Origin of the sequence: Actinomyces naeslundii (genome assembly GCF_001956585.1) — a bacterium.
Lineage (GTDB): Bacteria > Actinomycetota > Actinomycetes > Actinomycetales > Actinomycetaceae > Actinomyces > Actinomyces naeslundii.
This window is the reverse complement of sequence record NZ_MSRR01000034.1, coordinates 15,551-33,557: the sequence shown is the minus strand read 5'-3', so window position 1 is coordinate 33,557 and position 18,007 is coordinate 15,551. Positions and strand designations below refer to the sequence as shown.

Sequence of the window (18,007 nt, the reverse complement as noted above, 5' to 3'; positions counted from 1 at the left end):
CGCTCAGATCGACGTCGCCGCGCCGATGCCCGGCCGATCATGCCCCGGCCTGAGGGCGCAGCTGGACCATGAGGGCCTCGACGGCCAGCAGCGGGGCCGCGTTGGAGCGCAGGCGGCTGCGGCACTCCTCGATGGCTCCGATCCGGGCCAGGGACTGCTCGGGGGTCGTCGTGCGGGCGGCCTGGTCGACGGCGTCGGCCAGGTCGAGGTTGACGCGCTCGACGTCACTGCCCATCTGGGTGATGAGCACGTCACGGTAGAAGGACAGCAGATCGATCATGGCCCGGTCCAGGACATCGGTGCGGGCACGCTTGGCGCGGCGCTTCTGGTCCTCCTCGAGTTGGCGGATCTGGGCGCGCAGGGCCGCCGGGATCTTCCCGTCGCTCTCCAGGCCGAGGGCACGGGTCAGCTCAGCCTTCTCGCGGGCGTCGCGCTCGGTGGTGGCCTCCTTGGCCTCGGTCTCCGCGGCATCGACCAGGGAGGCGGCGGCCAGGACGGCGTCGCCGACGCTACGCAGCGAGACCGGGGCGAGCAGGAGGCGCCGGCGCCGCTCCCAGGCGTCGGCATCGGTGGCAAGGTGCCGGGCGAGTCCGATATGCGACTGGCTGGCCCGGGCGGCCCGGGCGGCCAGCTCGGGGTCGGCGCCGTCTCGGCGCACGAGGAGCTCGGCAACGGCGTCGGCCGGCGGGATCCGCAGCGTCACCAGGCGGCAGCGCGAGCGGATGGTGGGCAGGACGTCGTCGGCGCTGGGGGTGCACAGCAGCCAGACGGTCTGGGGCGGGGGCTCCTCGATGGACTTGAGCAGGACGTTGGTGGTGCGCTCGGCCATGCGGTCGGCGTCCTCAACGAGGAGGACGCGCCAGCGACCGGTCCAGGGCCGGCGCTGGGCCTCACCGATGAGGGTCTTGACCTCGTCCATCGTGATGATGAGCTTCTCAGTGGTCAGGCGCACGACGTCGGGGTGGGAGCCGACCATGACATCACGGCAGGGCTTGCACTGCCCACAGCCGGGTACGGGGCCGGTGCACTGCAGGGCGGCGGCGAAGGCGCGGGCGGCATTCGAGCGGCCCGATCCGGGCGGGCCGGTCACCAGCCAGGCGTGGGTCATGGCGAGCCCAGCCGGCGACGTCGCTCCTGAGCCCGCTCCCCCGCCTCGCGCACCGTCCACGCCTCGCGCGGCCTCGGGGGCGACTCCGGCGGCGGCCTGCGCCTCGCGCTGCTCAGCCGCTTCTCGGGCGGCCTGGGCTGCGGCGGTGAAGGCGGCCACGGCGCTCTCCTGGCCGACAACGTCCTCCCACACGCTCATGAGCGCGCCTCCTCGTCCGGCCCTGCGGCGCTGCGGCGGGCGGCGGCCTCCACGAAGGCCTCCAGGCCGAGGAGCACGCCCTGGTGGGCCCCGCCGTGGGCGAGGTGAACGCCGTGGCGGCGCACGGCGGCGACAGCGGCCTCGATGACGTCGTCGGCCACCTGGTCGACGGTCCGGTCGGCGTCGACGACGACGAAGCGCTCGGGCTCGGCCTCAGCCAGGATGAGGAACTGCTGGCGCAGGGAGGTGCGGAAGGTGTCCCCCTCCTGCTCGAGGCGGTCCTTGGCGCCGCGACCGGTGGTTCGCCGCTCGGCCAGGGAGGGGTCGCCGTCGAGCAGGATGGTCAGGTCCGGCAGGAGGCCCTCGGTGGCCCACAGGGAGAGGTTGCGGACCTCCTGGGGACCGAGCGAGCGGGCCGCCCCCTGGTAGGCGACCGAGGAGTCGAGGTAGCGGTCGGCCAGGACGACGGCGCCGCGCTCGAGGGCGGGCCGCACGCGGGTGGCGATGTGGTGGGCGCGGTCAGCGGCGTACAGGAGGGCCTCGGCGCGCGGCGCGACGTGCCCGCCGTGCAGGAGGAGGTGACGGATCTCGACGCCGAGCTCCGTGCCGCCCGGCTCGCGGGTGAGGATGTGGTCGACGTCCGCTGCGGCCAGGAGGTCGGCGAGGATGCGGATCTGCGTCGTCTTGCCGACGCCGTCGCCTCCCTCGAAGGAGATGAACAGACCGGGGCCGGGCGTACGCGGATCGGAGGCGCCGGGAGCAGCGGGCGGGGCAGCGGTGGTCACGGGCCCAGGGTAACGGTCCGTGGGGAAGGCCCCGGGAGCGCCGACCGGTCGTCGGCGGGCGCGCCGGGCGAAGGAACGCCCTCTCCGTGAAAGGACGTCATTGCCAGCCACCGCCACTGACGCTCTCAGGCGATTCCCTCAGTGGTCCCGTTTGAGGTAGATGCGGTGGCAGCCCCACCAGGAGGCGCCCAGTCCCACTGCGGAGAGCACTGCGATGAGCCCGAGCCCACCGGCCAGCACCACCTGCTGGGGCATGGCCGACAGTGCCACCTGCGCGCCGATGCCCGCTAGCTCTCCAACCATGAAGCAGATGACCATGCCCCATATGGCGAGTACGGGCAGGGAGGTGGTCCCGCCATACGCGGCGAGCAGAGGAGGCCCCACCACGACGAACATCCCGAAGAGGAACAGACACATGAGGTGCCAGCCCACGGCATCATTCGATACCACGCCCACGGTCAGGACCGCCGCGGAGCTCCCGAGGAACAGGATCACCCAACCGACCGCGAGCAGGAGGTAGCGGGCAGCCAGGACATCGAGACGAGTGACGGGCAGTGCCCCGTAGAGCGGGCGCATCCGGGCCTCACGTGAGGGCAGCCATAGCATCAGGCCCACCATCAACACAGGAGAGAACAGGTAGTACACCAGATTCTTCGGGGAGAAGGGCCCCAGCCACTCCCTCACTCCGGGCACGGCCGCCCCCAGGGCACCGAGCGCGCACAGCACCAGCAGTGCCGCGGTATCCCGTCGCCTCCAGGCGATGAGCAGCTCCAGGCGCATGACGGCGCGCACCATCTCCCACCGGGTCAGGACGCCGGCCCCGCGCATCCCCGACGCCGCAGGCGCGCCGGATGGGCGCACCGCAGTGGACTCACTCATGATCATGTCCTTCCTCGTGACTCTTGTTGCTGATCAACCGTCAGCAGCGCGTCCCGCCCCCACCGCGCGCCCCTCAGTGGTCCTGCCGGGTGTAGATGCGGCGGCAGATCATCCAGGAGACGCCCAGTCCCACTGGGACGAGCACGAGGAGCAGGGCCGTGAGGGCCAGGAGCGTCCCGGACTGGGAGACGGCGGTCAGGGATACCGCCTCGGAGCCCATGACGAACCCGCCGAGCAGGCCCAGGACTGCGAACACCGCCATCATGACCACGATCCCCGTGAGGGGGCTGCGGTACCTGGCGAGCACCGGGAACATCACTGCGCAGATCCCCAGCACTGCCACCACCCACGCCAGCACGATCGCCCAGACCAGGGGATCGGCGGCGCCGAGAGCCCCGAGAAGATGGATGACGGCCAGGAGGACTGAGGCACCCCCGTAGGCCAGGCTGAGCAGGTAGTGGCCGGCAAGCACCTCCGATCGGGTCACGGGCAGTGCCCCGTAGAGCCGTAGGGCACCTGAGGAGCGCGAGGGATCCCACAGGGTCAGGCACACCAACCCGCACAGGGTCAGGAGGAGGAAGGGTGGGAAGATCGCCAGGACGAGCACCAGCGGAAGCGGGAGCACCATCCCCAACCAGCGGTGCGCGGCAATACCGGCCTGCACGATGAGGATCAGCCCTATCATCGTCGTCAGGTACACCTGATTCCAGCTAACCAGCTCCAGACGCATGACGGCGCGCACCGTCTCCCACCGGGTCAGGGCTCCCGTCCCCCGCACCGCCGCAGGCACACCGGGAACGCGAGCGCCGGAGGACTCGACGGCGGCGGGCACGGTGGATACAGCCCGCGCGGCAGGCACAACGGGCACGGACATGGGCGTGGACTCGGGCATGGTCGGTCTCCTTACTTCTTACTTCTTCTTGCTTCTTCCCCGGCCGGGCCTCAGTGGTCCTGGCGCCCGTACCAGCGGAGGGCCACCACCAGGGAGGCGCCCAGGAGGGCGGGGCAGGCCAGGGCAGCAAGTACCACGGGTACCGGCTCGCGCAGTAGCTCAGTCACAGGTCCTGCCAGCAGCGGAGCGCCGCCGTAGAGGGCGCCGGCTCCCACCCCCAGGCACAGCCCCCACATCCACAGGGCCCTCTCCGGAGCCAGGCACAGGAACAAGGGCAGCCCGAGGGCCACGGACAGGCAGATGACGACCATGCCGGCCATGAGGCCACCCCAGTCACCGGTGAGAGCGGCCACCGGCACGCAGACCAGGCAGGACAGGAGCGCCAGGGCGAGCCCCTCGATCCAGCGAGCACCGACCAACTCGCCGCGCCGCAGCGGCAGCGCTCCGTGGAGGCGCACCATGCGGTGAGCCGCCTCGACAGCGCCCTGGGCGTACTGGGTGCACAGTCCCAGGGCGACCCCCATCATCACCGTCGTCTGCAGACGGCCGACCAGGACGTCCATGGCGATGAACAGCACCAGCGGCAGAGGCAGGAGGAACAGCGGACCACGACGGCGCAGCACGATGAGGTCGAGTCGCAGCACCGCCCCCACCCTGGCACGCGCCATCTCGCCACCGCTCTCGGGGCCGGACGGCCCAGTCGGCGTGGCCCCTGCGATGCCCCGCCTGCTATCCGGCGCTGCCCCCGTCGACGTCCCTATCATCATGGCGCTCACTGGTCCTGCTTGAGGTAGAGGCGGTGGCTCAGGGTCCACAGGCCGACAAGGGCGACGGCCCCCAGGGCCAGGAGCACGCCGCCCGTCATCGTCCCCAGCACAAGGTCCTGGATCGGCCCGAAGCTGAGCACCAGCAGACCCAACGCCCCCAGGACCACGATCGCGATCACCCAGATGAGCAGGCCACGCCCACGCCCGAAGTGCAGGAACACAGGGATTCCCAGGGCCTGGCCCGTGATGAGGACGAGGGGGAGGACGAGCAGCTGACCCGGGTGCACGCCCATAGGGAGACCCACGACGGCGTAGAGGGCCGAGGCGGCCAGGAGATGCAGCACCGCGACCGCCCAGTAGGAGTTGACGGCCTCGGCCCGGGAGACGGGTAAAGAGGCCAGCAGACGGTTGATGCCGGAGCGGTCAGCCATTACCCCTGATAGGCCCCCGACCAGGGCAGTCCCCGCGAGGAATCCGCTGACCGGGGAGATATTGCCGGTGACGACGCTGAAGGAGCCGATAATGAGGAGAAGGCCGAGGAGGGAGCGCGAAGCACCCCGCAGGCCCAGGAGGTGCAGCCGTACCAGGGAGAGCACCCGACCGACCCGCCCGGGCCCGGCCGTGGCCCCCCTCGTCATCGGGCCGGCCGGCGCCTGGGCTACTGCGGCTGCCTCAGCGGGGTGCTCGCGTCGATCCGCGGTCATGAGGTCATTCACGGCCCGCCTCCTTGGCGATGTGCACGGCAAGGTCCTCGATAGTGGGGGCCTCGACGACGATGCGGTCGGCCAGCGCCTCGGCGGCGTCGGCCGGCATCATGGCCTCCCACCCCAGCGACGTGCTGCGCAGCCCGAGGCTGGCCTGGCGCACGGCGTCAGTCAGGTGCTCCGGGGTGCCGCGCACGAGTCGGAAGGAGCCGATGATCTCCTCGGCGGTGCCATTGGCCACGACCCTGCCCCGACTGAGGATGACCAGGTAGTCGGCCAGCCGATCGAGGTCGGAGGTGATGTGGGTGGAGAACAGGATGGTGCGGCCCTCCTCCACCATGAACTGGGCGAGCATGTCCACCATCTCGGCGCGGGCCAGGGGGTCCAGCCCGCCGGTGGGCTCGTCGAGGATGAGCAGCTCGGGCTCGTGGGCCAGGGCCACCGCCATCTGCAGGCGCATGCCCATGCCCCGGCTGAGTTCCTTGACCTTCTTGGTGGGGGCGAGGCCAGCGGCCTGGAGCTCGGAGTCGTAGCGCTCCTGGGACCAGGTGGGGTAGAAGCGTCCGATGCCGCGGCCCAGGTCCTTCAGGCGCCATTCGGGGTTGTAGGGCGGTGCATCGAAGACGACGCCGATGCGCTCATGGCCCACGGTGGTGGCCGAGCCAGAATCGGGGTGGATCATGCCCAGAGCCGCCTTGATGGTGGTGGTCTTCCCCGAGCCGTTGGCCCCGACGAAGCCCGTCACGTATCCGGCAGGGACGGAGAAGGTGACGTCGTTGAGGCTGAAGTCCGGGTAGTGCTTGGTCAGGTGGGAGATCTCGACGGGGTTCACTGCTTGTCCTTGGATGTGGCGGAGGTGGTGATGATGGTCTGAAGCATGGTGTGGAGCTCCTCGTCGCTGAGCTGGGCCAGGCGTGCGCGCTCCACGGCGCGGTCGAGGTGCTCCTCGACCTCCCGCAGCACCTGCTCACGCACCAGCTCGGAGTCCCGGGGCAGGACGAAGTAGCCCTTGCCGGGAACGTTGGCCAGGAAGCCGTCAGTGACGAGGTCGGAGTAGGCGCGGGTGGTGGTGATGACGCTGACACGCAGGTCCCGGGCCAGAGCCCGGATCGAGGGCAGCATCTCGTCGGCCTCCACCTGGCCCGTCAGGATCGCATCCCTGACCTGCTGGGCGATCTGCTCATAGATGGGGACTCCCGCCGTGTTGGACAGGACGACCGAGAGCGGCATAGCAACTCCTTCCGTACATGCACACTATAGACAGTAGGTGCACTATGGAGTCAAGTACTGTTCCACCCACATACGGTCGGGATTCCGGCGGTCAGAGGTGGGGCACGCCGGCTCGGGGTTGCCCTGGCGACCGGACCCAGGAGTAGGCCCGGTCACCAGGTTCAGGAACATCCGGTAGAGGCGCTCGTAGCTGATTGAAGGCCACGGTCGCCCTCGACACAGCCGTGCTGCCGATCTTGAAGGGGCGTGTCACGGCCTTCGAAACGCGAGCGCCTCAGCACCACGTCCCTCAGACACTGCCACTGCTCGCCGCCGACTGCCGCCACGGCATCCGGACGGGGGAAGGCGGGGGCGCGGCCGAGATCAGTCCCCGCTTCCCTGGCGACGGGTCTCGGTGTTGGTCCCGAAATCCTCCACCTTCGGGGTGTTGCCGGCCCAGACCACCTCCGCGCCGCTTCCCTTGATGACGACACGGTCGACGTCCTTGACGTAGACAGTCACGTTGCTGCCGGAGATGGTCAGCAGGCCGACGTAGTCGACGAAGACCTTCGTGTTGCTGGCGGCGACACTGAGGCTATCCACGTCGCCCTCGATGCGGACGTCGTCATTGGACTTGTCCAGGAGCATGGACGGGTTCGCCGAGACGGTGCGGTCCACGCTCTCGAGGTCGCTCAGCCAGTCGCTGTCGGTGAGGGTCGCCCGGGCACCGGGACGGTCACCGCTTGCGGGCTGGGCACTGGCCTCGGGGGCGCTGGAACCGCTGGCAGCAGGCGAGACCTGTTCCTGGGCACTTTCCTGGGCACTCGGCGCAGTGGTCTCCGATCGGGGCGCCTGAGACTCGTTCGTCGCCGTTGTGGTCTGGGTGGCCGCCGCCGACTGCTCCGGGGCCGAGCTCTCCTGGCCCGCTGCCGCGGCAGTCTCCTGGTCGGACGAGCCTCCGCCGATGGAGACGGAGCAGGCGCCGACTCCGGTCAGGGACAGGGTCACGAGGACGACGGCGGCTGCGCGGCGGGCATTGAGGGGACGGGTGGTCGGGGACATGATTCTCCTCCGGTATTCAGATGTGGTGAGGGCGGTCGGTTGGACATGATGGGACAGTGGCCCGGTGGTCAGGCGCCGGCTCAGAAGGCCGGGACGAAGACCTCGACACGGCGGTTGAGGCGGCGTCCGGCGGGGTTGTCGGAGCCGTCGGAGTTCTCGTTGGGGGCTACCGGCTTGGTCTCGCCGTAGCCGACGGACTCGATCGAGGCGGTGACGCCGTTGGAGGTGAGCGCCTCGGTGACCGCCTTGGCCCGTTGCTCGGAGAGGGTCTGGTTGGAGGCGTCGTCGGAGACGGAGTCGGTGTGGCCCTGGACCTGAACCTTGGGGGCCTTGGAGTCCTTGAGGACGGTGGCCAGGTTGGTGAGCGTGGTCGAGGCCTCGGAGCGCAGGTCGGAGGAGCCGAAGTCGAACAGGACGCTGTCCTCCAGGGTGATGACGGTGCCGCAGGACTGCACCGGCTTGGCGGCGTCGATGGAGGGGAAGGTGCCGACCTTGCCGGCCTTGGGGACGGGCTTGGCCGAGACCGTGGCGTCGTTGACGATGGCGCTGCCGTCGCCGAGGTTGGTGATGGAGACCTTGCCGTCGCTGTAGGTGCCCGAGCCGTCACCGTTGTTGGTGATGGAGACCCCGCCGCGGCTGTAGGTGCCCGAGCCCTTGCCATCGAGGGTGATGGCCTCCCCTGTGGCGGAGTCGCTGTAGGTCCCCGAGCCGTCACCATTGACGGTGACGGAGAGGTGGTCATCGCTGTAGGTACCCGAGCCATCACCATTGATCGTGATGGAGACCTTGCCGTCGCTGTAGGTCCCCGAGCCGTCACCGTTGTTGGTGATGGAGACCTTGCCGTCGCTGTAGGTACCCGAGCCATCACCGTTGTTGGTGACCGCGGTCGCTCCCGAGCTCGTACTCATGGAACCGTCGCCGCCGAGGACCGTGGAGCCGGAGACGAGCGATCCGCTCGCATCGCAGCGGGCAGGCCTGACCGTGACGCCGGGCTGGGAGGTGATGGAGCGAGTGAGGTCCGGGGTGAAGGCACCCGTGGACTGGGTGAGCAGGCTGAGATCAGGCAGGGCGATCATGGGGATCGGGGGGATCTGGCCGGGCTCGTAGCCGGCGACAGCCTGGCCCGTGGAGGCGGCCGTTCCCGTCGCCTGGGCGGAGGCGGAGCCCTTGGCGCTTCCCGCGGAGCTGTCGGAGTCCGCACTGACCCGGGTCTCCTGACTCTGCGCCTGCGATGACGAGCCGCCTCCGACGGACAGGGAGCAGCCGCTCAGCGCGAGGGTGGTGATCAGGGCGAGGGAGGGCAGGGAGATGAGTGCTTTTGTCATGACCTGAACGTTACTGAATCGTTGTCGCCGCGGAGTTCCCACCCTGTCGCAGTTCTGCGACAGGACCTCAACGGACGAGTGGCGGGCACGGTCACGTCGCACTCACCGGACCGGCGACGGGCAGGCTCAGCCACACCCGGGTCCCCACGCCCTCGCGGGAGGCCATGCGCACACTGCCGCCATGGCGGCGCACGATCGTCGCCACGAGCGCCAGTCCGAGTCCTGAACCCGGCAGGCCTCGGGCGTTGCCGGCGCGGGCCAGCTCGCTCCACACCGCCGGCAGGTCCGCCTGAGGGACCCCGATCCCGGTATCGGCAACCTCGATGGTGACTGTTCCGGACTCCTCACGGCCGCGCACCTCGACGGTCCCGCCCGGCGCGGTGTACTTCGAGGCATTCGAGATGACGTTGTAGACGGCCGAGTAGAGCAGGTCGCCGTCGCCGCGCACGTGCGACAACGGCCACGGCACCCGGGGCAGGTCCAGGCGGATCCTGGGCGCCCCACCCCGAGCGGCCCCCTCCTCACTGACTGCCTGGGCCGCGTCCTGCACGGTCTCGGCAATGTCGACATCCTCCAGAGCGAGTGCCGCGGTCTCCAGGTCGGCCAGCTTGCGCAGGTCCGTCACCAGGCGCCCCATCCGGCGGGCCTGGGCGTCGACGACGTCGACCCGGGCCTGCACCTCCTGGGGGTGGGCCTGCGGCAGGTCGGCGACGGCGGCACGCACTGCCGTCAGCGGGTTCTTCAGCTCGTGATCCAGCCGACGCAGGAACTGCTGATGGCCGGCCCACGCCTGCTGCTGGGCCTCATGACGAGCCCGCTCGACCGCCAGCCGCCGCCGGCGTCGCCCCACGGCGCTGAGGAGGGCGAGCAGCAGCAGACCGATACCGAAACCCACCACCATGAGCGGGACGGTCGTCGTGATGAACAGGGGCGTCAGGCCGTAGACGGCGTAGGCAGCGCCCGCCGCACCGACGATGACGAGCAGCGCGAGCAGCCACCCGATCCACGTCCTGCTGGAGGGCCTGGCCGTCCCCGAGGCCGGATTGACCGGCGCGGCCTCGGGAGTAGGCCCGGAAGGAGGCTCCACATCCCGGCCTTCGCCCGTGGCGGGCCGACCCGGCGCTGGTTGAGCAGTGAGAGGCTGCACCGCTGTTGACTGCCATATCGTCGGCTGAGCCGCCGGAGGCGCCGATGACGGCCGGGCCGGCGGCGGATGCGGCGTGTCTGAGGAGGACCGACGGATCTCCACGGTCCGGGGTCCGCCCGGGTCCACCGTCGGCGACAGGAACCGGGTACGACCGTCCTGGGAGGATCCCCGAGGTGGAAGCGACGGCGGCAGGTCCGACGTCGGGGGCGTCGGCGACTGACTCATACCTGCACTCCGGCCCGGAAGCGGTAGCCGACGGAGGGGACCGTCTCGATGTAGGTGGGGTGGGCGGCGTCGTCACCCAGGGCCTGGCGGATCTCGCGGACACGGTGGTCGACGGCACGCGTGGAGGTGGCGAAGTCAATGCCCCACAGGGAGGCCAGCAGGTCGTCCCGCGTGTGGAGCTCACCGGGATGACTCATGAGGTAGTCCAGGAGCATCGTCGCCTTCGGGGTGAGCGTCACCTCGCGCCCGGACAGGGTCACCCGCCGAGAGGTCCGCTCCAGGACCAGCTCGCCGGCCACCAGCCTGGAGGCGGAGGTCAACGGCTGGGCCATCCCTCGGGTGCGGCGCAGGACGGCACGGATCCGGGAGGCGAGCTCGGCGGGGTCGAAGGGCTTGGACAGGTAGTCGTCGGCGCCGTCGTCAAGCGCCGAGACCCGCTCGTAGGAGGCGTTGACCTGGGTGAGCAGGATGATGGGGGTCCAGGCCCCGCTGGCCCTCACCCGCCGCACCAGCTCACGCCCGTCCATCCTGGGCATGAGGACGTCGGAGACGATGATGTCCATCTGGTAGGAGGCCAGGAGGTCCAGGGCCTCCACCCCGTCCGAGGCGAGCAGAACCCGGTACCCGCTGCGCTCCAGGTACGGACCCAGTGAGCGGCGGATGGGGGCCTCGTCATCGACGAGGAGGACGGTGGCGGACGGAGCCGGTGCAGCGGGCTGGGTCACGGCAGCCTCACTGGGAGAGCTTCCCGGTGGTGTTGTTGGCGCCGGTGTCCTGGATCGTCGGGTCGTCGTCCAGCCAGTGCACGGTGACGCCCGAGCCCATGATGTTGAGGTGGTCGATGTCGCGGGCGTAGACGGTGACGTTGGAGCCCTGGACAGTGAGGGTGTCGACATCCTCGGCGGCGATCTTGACGTCGGAGCCCTGGACCGTGAGCGTGCTGAGGTCGCCGACCAGGTTGAGCGTCGTTCCGGATCCCTGGACGGCGTAGTCACCGGAGACCTCCGTGCGCTGCCCCTTGCTCTGAATGTCCTTCCAGGTGGCGTCCGTGATGGGGGCGTCGTCACCGTCCTTGTCGTCATCGGAGTCGGCGTTCTTGGTCTCGGTCTGCTTGTCCTGCTCGGCCTGCGTGGCGGCCGGCGAGCCGGAGTCGCCCGAACCGGAGCCGTTGATGGACAGGGAGCAGGCGCCCAGGCTCAGAGACAGGGCCAGCGCGGCGGTACCGGCGAGAGCGATCTTGGGCAGTGACATGACGGTTCCTCTCGGGAGTGCCTGTGGGGAGTTGTACACGAAATACAATACCGGCCGATTGTGCCCGCCTCGTCGCGGAGGTGTCGCAGAACTGCGACCGAGATCGCGACGATGCTCACGGAAGAAAAGCACTGCGCGGTTGGGGACATTCGACGCCGTCGGTTGCGGACGACGCGTTCGGGGACAGGAATCCTGTCCCCGAACGCGCAGAACGTCCCCGGCCGGGCATCGCGTGCACCCCGGCGCGTGGAACCTCCCTGGATGAGGGTCGACCGCGGCGGCCGGCACCACTCACCGGAGCGGCCTCTCACGCCTCCTTCGAGGCCGCCTTGCTCGTTGCCGTCTTGGCTGCGGCCTTCTTCGCCGTGGTCTTCTTGGCCGTGGTCTTCTTAGCGGCCGTCTTCTTGGCGGTGGTCTTGCGGGTAGTGCGCTTCTTTGCCGGACCCTTGGCGCGCTTCTCCGCGAGCAGCTCGAAGGCGCGCTCGGGCGTGACGGTGGCCGGGTCGTCGCCGCGGCGCAGGGTCACGTTGGTCTCCCCGTCAGTGAAATAGGGACCGAAGCGGCCGTCCTTGATGACCACGGGCTTGCCGGTGGCCGGGTCCTCACCGAGCTCGCGCAGAGGCCCCCGAGCGGCCGCCTGCCCCCGGCGCCGCTTGGGCTGGGCGAAGATCTCCAGGGCCTGCTCCAGGGTGACGGTGAAGATCTGCTCCTCAGTCTCCAGGGAGCGCGAGTCCGTCCCCTTCTTGAGATAGGGCCCGTAGCGGCCGTTCTGAGCGGTGATATCCGCCCCCGACTCCGGGTCCTGCCCGACGACGCGCGGCAGGCTCAGCAGGTCCAGGGCCTGCTCCAGCGTCACCGTGGACAGGTCCATGGAGCGCAGGAGGCTGGCCGTGCGAGGCTTGGGCTTGGCGGCCTTGGCCGTCCGCCTCGTCTTCGTGGACGTCGCCGTCCTCGCGGGCTTTGTGGCACTCTGCCCATCCGCAGCGGCTGAGTCGGCCGCAGCTGTTCCAGCCACCTCCTCGGGGTCGGGAAGGACCTCGGTGACATAGGGGCCGTAGCGACCGTCCTTGGCGATGATGACGTGTCCGCTGACCGGATCGACGCCCAGCTCGCGGCCGTCGTCGGCGGCGCGGGCGAAGAGCTCACGGGCCTTGTCCACGGTCAGCTCATCGGGGGCGACGTCGGCCGGCACGTTGGCGCGCTTGCCCTCACCGTCCTCCAGGTAGGGTCCGTAGCGCCCCACTCGCAGGGTGATGCCCTCACCGATCTCGATGGAGTTGACGGCGCGAGCGTCGATCTCGCCGAGGTTGTCCACCAGGCCCTTGAGTCCCTGGGCCCGCAACGCGGCGGCCGCGTCGAGCTCGCCGGCGGTCGGAGCGGTCTCCTCAACGGCGGCGCCGGAGGCTCCCTGCCCGTTGTAGAAGCGCCGCAGCCAGGCGACCCGATCCTCCTCACCGGCAGCGATCCGGTCCAGGTCGCGCTCCATGGAGGCGGTGAAGTCGTAGTCGACGAGCTCGGTGAAGTTCTCCTCCAGCAGCCGGGTGACAGCGAAGGCGAGCCAGGTCGGCACCAGGGCCTGGCCGCGGTGGTCGACGTAGCCGCGGTCGGAGATCGTGGACATGGTGGCCGCGTAGGTCGAGGGGCGGCCGATCTCGCGCTCCTCAAGGGCCTTGACCAGGGAGGCCTCGGTGTAGCGCGGCGGCGGCGTCGTCTCGTGACCCGAGGCCTCAGCGGCCAGCGCGGCCAGCTCCTGGCCGGAGATCATCGAGGGCAGCCGCACGTCCTTGGCGTCCTTGATGGTGGTGCCGGAGTCCTCCTGGTAGCGCTCGGCGTCGCGGCCCTCCTCGTAGGCGGCCAGGAAACCGCGGAAGGTGATCACGGTGCCCGACGCCGTCAGGCCGGCGGTGGAGAAGGTGGGGCCCGAGTCGCGCGACTCGCCGGCCGCCGGAGTCAGCGGCACCTCGACGGTCACGGTGGCGGTCGAGCCGACGGCGTCAGCCATCTGGGAGGCCACGGTCCGTTTCCAGATGAGCTCGTAGAGGCGGAACTGGGCACCGGTCAGCTCACCGGAGACCTGCGCCGGGGTGCGGAAGTGATCGCCGGCGGGGCGGATCGCCTCGTGGGCCTCCTGGGCGCCCTTGGACTTGGAGGCGTAGACGCGGGGGCGCTCGGGGACGTACTCGGCCCCGTAGAGCTCGGCGACCTGCGAGCGGGCCGCGGCCACGGCCTGACCGGACAGGACCGTGGAGTCGGTGCGCATGTAGGTGATGAAGCCGTTCTCGTAGAGGCCCTGAGCCACCCGCATGGTCTCACGGGGGTTCATCCGCAGCTTGCGGGAGGCCTCCTGCTGGAGGGTGGAGGTGGTGAAGGGCGCGGCCGGACGGCGCTTGTAGGGCTTGTCCTCCACGCCGGCGACGCGCGGCTGACCCCGGCCGATGGCCTCGGCGACAGCGGTGGCCCCCACCTGGTGGAGGTGGACGGCGGAGGCCTTGACGGCGGCGGGGCGCAGCTCGCCGTCATCATTGAAGTCACGGCCGGTGGCCACGCGCCGCCCGTCGAGGGTGACGAGGCGGGCGGTGAAGGAGGCGTCCTGACGGGCGGTGACGTCCACCGGGGACAGCACGGTGGAGAAGTCGGCCTCCACCCCCCAGTAGGAGGCTGAGCGGAAGGCCATGCGCTCACGCTCACGCTCGACGACGAGGCGGGTGGCCACCGACTGCACGCGCCCGGCGGACAGACCGGCACGGACCTTGCGCCACAGGACCGGGCTGACCTCGTAGCCCACGAGGCGATCCAGGATGCGGCGGGTCTCCTGGGCGTCGACGAGGTGGATGTCCAGGTCGCGAGTGTTGCTCAGGGCCCGGGTGACGGCCTCGCGGGTGATCTCAGTGAAGACCATGCGGCGCACCGGCACCTTGGGCTTGAGAACCTGCTGAAGGTGCCAGGCGATGGCCTCGCCCTCGCGGTCGTCGTCGGTGGCCAGGTAGAGCTCGTCGGCGTTCTTGAGGGCCTTCTTGAGCTGGGCGACCGTCTTCTTCTTGTCAGGGTTGACGACGTAGTAGGGGGTGAAGTCGTCCTCGACGTCGACCGCGAACTTCCCGTACGGGCCCTTCTTCATGGTGGCGGGCAGCTCGGAGGGCTGCGGGAGGTCCCGGATGTGCCCCACGGAGGCTTCGACGTCGAACTCCGGACCGAGGTAGCCGGCGATGGAGCGCACCTTGTTCGGGGACTCCACGATGACGAGCTTGGTGGACACGTAAAGCCTTCCTCACGGGCGGTGCGCGGGCGGGCCGCGCCTGACGGTTCTGCGGGCGGTTCACGACGTCGACAGGTCCTGGAGATCATCCGGACGATCGGGACGATCCGGGTGATCGGGGATCCCTGACGAGGGCGTACCGCGGGGAGCCGACTCGCGCCGACTCTCAGCCGACTGTAACGCACCGCCCACCTTTTCCAACCGGGCAGCGTACGGAAAGTGCGCAGAAAACGACTTTCGTCTCAGCGGGTCTCTCCTGAGGCGGGCGGCCGAAGGTCGACGACGGCCCCAGTGCCACCGACCTCAGATGAGCTCTGCCAGGGCAGCGCGCATGGCGGCCAGGCGCTGAGCGGCGATGTTCTCGTCGTAGGGCAGGTGCAGACCGCGGCACTCGGCGGCCAGCTCGGCCAGCGAACGGACCTCGGGGAAGCCCTGTGAGGTGAGCTGAGCGACCTCGTCGACGACGGGCGAGCCCGAGGAACCGGCTCCGCCACCACGCAGATCGACCCACTGGCCCAGACGCCTGGCCGCGCGGTCGAGGCTGGAGGTGATCGTGTGCAGGGCGTCGTTGAGCTGAGCGACCTGGGTGCCCACGGCCCGCAGCACGGGCCCCAGCCCGCGGAAACCGGACTCGAGCGCCTCGCACAGGTCCGTCAAGGAGTGCACGGCGTCCACCTCGCTGCCGTCGAGGATGGACTGGGCGAAGCGCCCCACCATCAGGGTGAGCAGGCGCATGAGGGCCACGGAGAAGCGCAGCTCGGTGACCGACTGGTGCAGGACCTGCAGGCGCGAGGGCAGCCCGGTCAGCTCCGAGCCCGCGGCCCCGGTGAGCTCGGCGATGCGCTCAGCGAGCATCTGCGCCTTGGTCTGGGTGCCGTTGCCGGCGTCGTGGGAGACCAGCTGACCGATGCGCCCCACCCGCACCTCCACCGCCCGGACAGAGCCGTGGGTGGCCTCCATGGTGGTGATGAGGCGCAGGTACTCGTCGAGCTCGAAGACCAGGGCGTTGGTGTCCTTCTCCATGGCTGCCACCGTGTTGAGGATCCGGGCCACTGCGCCCAGGCTCTCGGGAGCGGCCGCCGGGACGCGCACCCCGGAGCCGACCAGGGCGGCCACCTCGCGCGGCAGAGTCGCCAGGGTCATGTCGTGCAGGGAGGAGAAGCCCAGGGCCGTCAGCTCCGTGGCCAGCTCGCGACCGCCGAACTCACCGAGCTGGTGGCGCGAGGCGCCCCGGGCCTCGAGATCGCGCTCCTTGGCGCGCACCCGGCGGTAGACCTCCTCGACCTTGTTCCGGGTCTCGGCGTCCATCGGCTTGATCCGCACCGAGAGATATCCCTGACGCAGCGGCACGATCGTGGCGAAGACCCGGTAGTCCAAGCCGTCCACCGCACGGTTGGTGATATAGCCGCAAGCCGGGCGCTGGGACTGCAGGTCGTCCCAGATGAGGCGGAAGAGGCCGGCCGGCATGTCCAGGTGTCGAATGATGTTGTGCGGAGCCCCGATGAGACGCTCACGCGAGTAGCGAGACAGCGTATCGAAGGTCCTGTTGGTGTTCTGAATAACACCTTTCAGGTCCGTGGTGGAAAAGAAGATGTCCTGTGGATCGAACAAACGCTCGTACCCGACCTGCGATTCCATGGGTGCTCTCCTTCATGGTAGATGGTTCGCGGGAGCACCTCGTCGAGGACTATTTCCTTAGCTCCTCGCACAGTGCCAGAAAAACCTTAATGACACGCGCGGGCCCGCGGAAGGCTGTTTATGACATTGTCACCAGTAAGTTGGGACCTATCTTGTAGATTTCTAATAACTACTCCCCCAGGTGGCTCAAGGTCTCGCGCACCGTTGCCACCCGCTCACGAATGACGGGCTCGTCCAGGGTCACAACGACACCGCGGGCCTTGGCCGCCAGCTCGGCCAGGGAGGCCGTCTCCGGGAAGCCCTGCTCGCCCACCGTGATGGCCTCCTGCAGGGCGGCCTCGGCGTCAACGCCGTCGACCAGGGCCTGGGCGCCCTCGTCCTGGAGAGCGCGGATCCAGCGTTGGAAGGGCCGCTTGACGCGGTCGAGGTTGCTGACCACGGTGCGCAGGTCACCCTCCAGGCGCTCGGCCAGGTTCGCGGCCTCCTGGCAGGAGGGAACCAGCTCCTCCAGGTCGGAAAGCATCGCCTCGGCGAGGTCACCGATGGCGTCGGCGGACTCCCCCTCCTGACCGTCCAGGACGGCGGCGGCGAAGATACCGGCCATCAGGGTGTGCAGACGCATCATCGAGCTGCGGAAGCGCACCTCGGAGGCCGCCTCGTAGAGCGCGACCAGGGAGGAGTTGAGTTGGCGGAGCACCTCGACGGCCTGGGCGCCGCGCTCCTTGACGCGCTCGGAGACAGTGGGGACGGAGGACTCGCCGTCGAGACTGGTCACCTCCTCCATGAGGGATCCCACGCGGTTGGCGCGGTCGATGACCGAGCGCACACCACCGGCCCAGGAGCCCAGGCCGTTGATGAGCTCCTGATACTCCCCCAGCTGGTAGATGAGCTCGTCAGTGTCCCGCTCGATCGCGGCGACGGCCTGGAGGACGGCGGACATGGGGTTGTCCGACTCTGCTCGCGGCGGAACCCGGACGCCCTCGACCACCAGCAGGGCCAGCTCGCGCGGGAGCGCGGCTCGGGCGAAGTTGTGCAGGTCGTGGTACTGGAGAGCCGCCAGCTCATCGGCCAGAAGCGCCGCCCCGTGCTCGGCGACCTCGCGGCGCCCGTGCCCCTCCTCGGCATAGGCGCGCTCGGCGGCTCTCACTCGGGCGTAGATCTCCTTGACGGGTGTGAACATGGCGTGGTTGGTCGGGCGCACGCGCACGGACAGGTAGCCATCGGCCAGCGGAGCGACTGTGGCGAAGACCCAGTAGTCCAGCCCATCCTTGGCCCGGTTGAGCACGTAGACGCAGGAGGAGCGCCCCTGCTCGAGCTCGTCCCACATGAGCTTGAAGGCACCTGCGGGCATATCGTCGTGGCGAATAATGTTGTGCGGAGAGCCGACGAGCTCTTCGGCGCTGTAACGGGACAGCGAATCGAAGACTCGATTCGTCCTACGAATGACACCCTTGGTATCCGTCGTTGAGAAGAACAGGTCCTCGGCACCGAAGCGGCGCTCGTTGCCATCGACGTATTCCATGACTCTCCTGCTTGCTAGGGGAAATCGGTCACCACCGGA

General features: G+C 69.6%; 16 protein-coding genes. All 16 read right to left on the bottom strand.

The window, feature by feature from the left end:
• Positions 1–37: 37 nt before the first annotated feature.
• The 16 genes from BKH33_RS12815 to BKH33_RS12740 all read right to left on the bottom strand — a co-directional run bounded on the left by BKH33_RS12815 (position 38) and on the right by BKH33_RS12740 (position 17,968).
• Positions 38–1,306 carry a DNA polymerase III subunit delta' gene (locus BKH33_RS12815; RefSeq protein WP_076142791.1) on the bottom strand — a complete coding sequence of 423 codons (1,269 nt, stop codon included), beginning with the start codon at positions 1,304–1,306 and terminating at the stop codon, positions 38–40.
• Entirely contained in the window at positions 1,303–2,091 is a 789-nt protein-coding gene (gene tmk, locus BKH33_RS12810) for a dTMP kinase (protein ID WP_003783811.1), read from the bottom strand. Before tmk ends, BKH33_RS12815 begins: the two co-directional genes overlap by 4 nt.
• A gap of 138 nt (positions 2,092–2,229) precedes the next feature.
• A complete protein-coding gene (locus tag BKH33_RS12805) occupies positions 2,230–2,970 on the bottom strand; it encodes an ABC-2 transporter permease (protein WP_232621524.1) in 741 nt (246 codons plus the stop codon).
• Positions 2,971–3,043: 73 nt separating this feature from the next.
• Entirely contained in the window at positions 3,044–3,862 is an 819-nt protein-coding gene (locus BKH33_RS12800; protein ID WP_003783829.1) for an ABC-2 transporter permease, read from the bottom strand.
• Between the two features lie 50 nt (positions 3,863–3,912).
• Positions 3,913–4,530: a hypothetical protein gene (locus tag BKH33_RS12795; RefSeq protein ID WP_232621525.1), complete on the bottom strand. Its 618-nt coding sequence runs from the start codon at positions 4,528–4,530 to the stop codon at positions 3,913–3,915.
• Positions 4,531–4,634: 104 nt separating this feature from the next.
• The gene (locus tag BKH33_RS12790) at positions 4,635–5,345 is read right to left on the bottom strand and encodes an ABC-2 transporter permease (RefSeq protein ID WP_003783838.1); all 711 of its coding nucleotides are present in this window, start codon (positions 5,343–5,345) and stop codon (positions 4,635–4,637) included.
• A complete protein-coding gene (locus BKH33_RS12785; RefSeq protein ID WP_003783843.1) occupies positions 5,338–6,165 on the bottom strand; it encodes an ABC transporter ATP-binding protein in 828 nt (275 codons plus the stop codon). Before BKH33_RS12785 ends, BKH33_RS12790 begins: the two co-directional genes overlap by 8 nt.
• Complete coding sequence (locus tag BKH33_RS12780) at positions 6,162–6,563, bottom strand: GntR family transcriptional regulator (RefSeq protein WP_003783855.1); 402 nt, start codon at positions 6,561–6,563, stop codon at positions 6,162–6,164. Before BKH33_RS12780 ends, BKH33_RS12785 begins: the two co-directional genes overlap by 4 nt.
• 363 nt (positions 6,564–6,926) lie before the next feature.
• Positions 6,927–7,604, bottom strand: a complete 678-nt coding sequence (locus tag BKH33_RS12775; RefSeq protein WP_003783819.1) for a DUF3060 domain-containing protein — start codon at positions 7,602–7,604, stop codon at positions 6,927–6,929.
• 80 nt (positions 7,605–7,684) lie between these two features.
• Entirely contained in the window at positions 7,685–8,929 is a 1,245-nt protein-coding gene (locus tag BKH33_RS12770; RefSeq protein ID WP_003783815.1) for an OmpA family protein, read from the bottom strand.
• A 91-nt stretch (positions 8,930–9,020) separates the two neighbouring features.
• On the bottom strand, positions 9,021–10,016 hold the full coding sequence (locus BKH33_RS12765; RefSeq protein WP_003783832.1) for a sensor histidine kinase: 996 nt from the start codon (positions 10,014–10,016) through the stop codon (positions 9,021–9,023).
• 281 nt (positions 10,017–10,297) lie between these two features.
• Positions 10,298–11,026 carry a response regulator transcription factor gene (locus tag BKH33_RS12760; RefSeq protein WP_003783834.1) on the bottom strand — a complete coding sequence of 243 codons (729 nt, stop codon included), beginning with the start codon at positions 11,024–11,026 and terminating at the stop codon, positions 10,298–10,300.
• 7 nt (positions 11,027–11,033) lie between these two features.
• Entirely contained in the window at positions 11,034–11,552 is a 519-nt protein-coding gene (locus BKH33_RS12755) for a DUF3060 domain-containing protein (protein WP_003783806.1), read from the bottom strand.
• Between the two features lie 307 nt (positions 11,553–11,859).
• Positions 11,860–14,808, bottom strand: coding sequence for a type I DNA topoisomerase (topA, locus tag BKH33_RS12750; protein WP_003783813.1), 2,949 nt, complete (start codon positions 14,806–14,808; stop codon positions 11,860–11,862).
• Positions 14,809–15,111: 303 nt separating this feature from the next.
• Positions 15,112–16,446, bottom strand: coding sequence for a PAS domain-containing protein (locus tag BKH33_RS12745; protein WP_003783805.1), 1,335 nt, complete (start codon positions 16,444–16,446; stop codon positions 15,112–15,114).
• 169 nt (positions 16,447–16,615) lie between these two features.
• On the bottom strand, positions 16,616–17,968 hold the full coding sequence (locus BKH33_RS12740; protein WP_003783822.1) for a PAS domain S-box protein: 1,353 nt from the start codon (positions 17,966–17,968) through the stop codon (positions 16,616–16,618).
• Positions 17,969–18,007: the final 39 nt, after the last annotated feature.